Raw genomic sequence first — 2,557 nt, 5'->3', positions numbered from 1 at the left:
TGTCGACTACATTTATGAGGGTTATTGGCAGCCGATTATATGCAATACCCCTACTTCTCCCCCACGCATGAGTCAACTAAATGCATATCATCCCTGCTAATTCATGACCTAAAATGAGTCAGCATAATTATATTGTGATAACCCCTCTTTCGAAGTCCGCTTTTTGAAAGAAAATGTCCAATAGTGAGCACCGCACGCATTGAGTGTGATATTAGAAAAAGTATGGAAAACTGATGAACAGATATATCGGCTAAAGAATTGGCTAAATTACTTTGGGGCATAATCGTGCCAGATGAAGAGGCTGGCACGTGAAGAGGCTGGCACGTGAAGAGGCTGGCACGAAGCGGAACATTTCCGAGTTGAGCTATTCGAGTGGGTTCCGACTTTCAGATAACTCTTCGTATCCCCAAAAGACGAACGGTTCCACTTCAAGAGGTGCCGTTTTTGAGCATTTTGTCCCTATCGATAGTAAAGGGATTGAAGTAATCATATAAAGAAGGCGTACTAAGGGGGAAACTATAATGAGTGTGGTGACTAAAACGAACTGGCTGGCCTTCATCTTGACGGTGGCCACTATTCTGATTGGACTATACGTAATCTAATCACGCTGGGGAGAGGCCACAAATGAAGAGTGATGAAGCAAAAGCTAAACTTGCGGCTCGCAAGAAGGGGGCTGCGCCGAAGCCTGCAATCAAAGACCCAGCGTTAGTGCCCTTTTTAAATTTACTCGAAGAGGACATCGAAAAGCATCCAGAAAAATTAATCCGCAATCCTAGTCCAAATGACCGTGAAATATGGGGTGATTTTTTCGAAGAGGAACCGTGCCCAGACTTCCCTGACCGTGCCGAACAGACCGATCAGGAAAGAGAGGGTTTTGACGACACAGAACCTAACACCAGAGAACACCCATGAGAATAACTGCCGAACGATTTATAGATTGTGCATGGATACTGGATCTTAGAATCATCTCAGCTGACAGCAGTTTAATGGATCATCGATTCATTAATGAAGCATCAAAATTAGCTAAGGCAAAAGAAATTGATGTCCAATACCTTGATTTTAGTAGATACAACAGTGCTGAAGAGGCTTTGACAAGTCATGATAATGCTGACTTTCGAAATGCAATTGAAGATGGTACAAAGCCCAGATTGCTGTGGTTTGACAATTGTGACAGTCTCGCCCCTTTGTCCTGTGCATTAACCTATTCATTACGGAGTGTGCTTACAACACGATTAACCAATAATGTACAAAGCGTGTTTATTGCTAAAAAAACATCGTTAAATCTTATGTTTAATAATCATGATGCTGCATTTTATCAATCAAATTCCCCCATCACTGAACATCAATGGCTTTAAATAGTTATCAGATGACTATCTAAAGCCATTGCCCTGACACGCTTATGAACCACTATAGATTAGTTCGTAAAACGCGGTCCGTGTTTTACGAACTGGGAAGCAAAAAGGATTCAATATCATGCGCTACACGAGCAAACGTTACAAATCCAAGCTATCGAAGTTACATAAAGTAGCTGTCGCCTGCTGAAAAGCACCCCGCCACATCAGGGAACACCACGCCAAAAGCGGAGTCTGCACTACCTTTTTCGATGGCAACTGGATATTTCATTCCGCCCCTCACCTTATAATTCATTGATTGCCGACCGAACTGGTGAGAGTAATTCACAGTTCAATGGTGCTCTTTAAATCTCTTTAAAACCACGGCATGCGCGAGCCTCTTCAAGAGACATAGCCTTTCTGCGCTTGAGCCCCTCGTCCATGACGCTAGAAAATTCTAAAACTGACTCCAGCACTTCCTCACTCCCGTAACAATCAATCAGCTCTTCACTAATTGATTGGGGCATCAGCTTGTCTGTTTTAGCGCGCTCATTGAACACATCTATCACTTTGGCGGCTTTGCTTTGCTCTTCTGGTTTGCTCATATTGGTCGTAAAGTGTCACGTCCCAGTAGGGCGTCTGGCTAGTCCGGTTATTTCTTGAAAGTGAGTTCGCAAAACACGGTCCGCGTTTTGCGAACTAATAACCACCAACCTTCCCAAGGTGATTTCCTGTTCAGCAAATCATTCATACCTTCATTCGCATCAGGAACTGCATTAAGCTCTTGCTCGAACGCGTCAAATGTCTGGTCATATAAAACGAGGTCACGCTGGTTAGCAATGAACATTTCTTCTGGAATGCCAAAACGGTCGGACAGTGCAGTGATGTGTTTCAGTGTCAGCGAGCGATTACCGTTTAAGATCTGCGACACCAGCGACTTACCACCAATCTCTGGCAATTCACAAAGTTTCAGCTTGTTCTGATCGATGATGACGCTCAGCATAGCAACACCTTGATCTACGCTATCCATGTGTTCATTGAACTCTTGAAAACGCCCAACTTCTTCCTCGTAACGTTCAATCACTGGAAAGAGCAGGTCAATTAGAACTTGGTTTGTCTCGTAGTCCTCAACGAGTTCGTCCATAATGCGTATTCCGGCGATTGTGATCTAGGATTCCGTTTTTTTTCGATCACCTTTTTACCCTCTTTTTCTCTACCCTTATTTT

General features: G+C 43.6%; 5 protein-coding genes. 2 read left to right on the top strand and 3 right to left on the bottom strand.

Translation table 11 applies throughout. The annotated features are described in order from the left end of the window. Positions 1-624: 624 nt before the first annotated feature. Positions 625-912 carry a hypothetical protein gene (locus tag BIT28_RS00200; protein WP_075761629.1) on the top strand — a complete coding sequence of 96 codons (288 nt, stop codon included), beginning with the start codon at positions 625-627 and terminating at the stop codon, positions 910-912. After that, positions 909-1,355 carry a hypothetical protein gene (locus tag BIT28_RS00195; RefSeq protein WP_245823616.1) on the top strand — a complete coding sequence of 149 codons (447 nt, stop codon included), beginning with the start codon at positions 909-911 and terminating at the stop codon, positions 1,353-1,355. Before BIT28_RS00200 ends, BIT28_RS00195 begins: the two co-directional genes overlap by 4 nt. Before the next feature lie 160 nt (positions 1,356-1,515). On the opposite strand, the gene BIT28_RS00190 is transcribed toward BIT28_RS00195, so the two are convergent. The 3 genes from BIT28_RS00190 to BIT28_RS00180 form a co-directional block, all read right to left on the bottom strand. Further along, positions 1,516-1,623 carry a type II toxin-antitoxin system HicB family antitoxin gene (locus BIT28_RS00190; RefSeq protein ID WP_083651674.1) on the bottom strand — a complete coding sequence of 36 codons (108 nt, stop codon included), beginning with the start codon at positions 1,621-1,623 and terminating at the stop codon, positions 1,516-1,518. A gap of 73 nt (positions 1,624-1,696) precedes the next feature. After that, positions 1,697-1,936, bottom strand: coding sequence for a hypothetical protein (locus BIT28_RS00185; protein ID WP_075761628.1), 240 nt, complete (start codon positions 1,934-1,936; stop codon positions 1,697-1,699). Between the two features lie 47 nt (positions 1,937-1,983). After that, entirely contained in the window at positions 1,984-2,475 is a 492-nt protein-coding gene (locus BIT28_RS00180; protein WP_075761627.1) for a hypothetical protein, read from the bottom strand. Between the last annotated feature and the right edge of the window lie 82 nt (positions 2,476-2,557).

It is taken from the genome of Photobacterium proteolyticum (assembly GCF_001939735.1).
GTDB classification, from domain to species: Bacteria; Pseudomonadota; Gammaproteobacteria; order Enterobacterales; family Vibrionaceae; genus Photobacterium; species Photobacterium proteolyticum.
The sequence above is the reverse complement of the archived record's forward strand: the minus strand, read 5'-3'. Positions and strand labels throughout refer to the sequence as shown.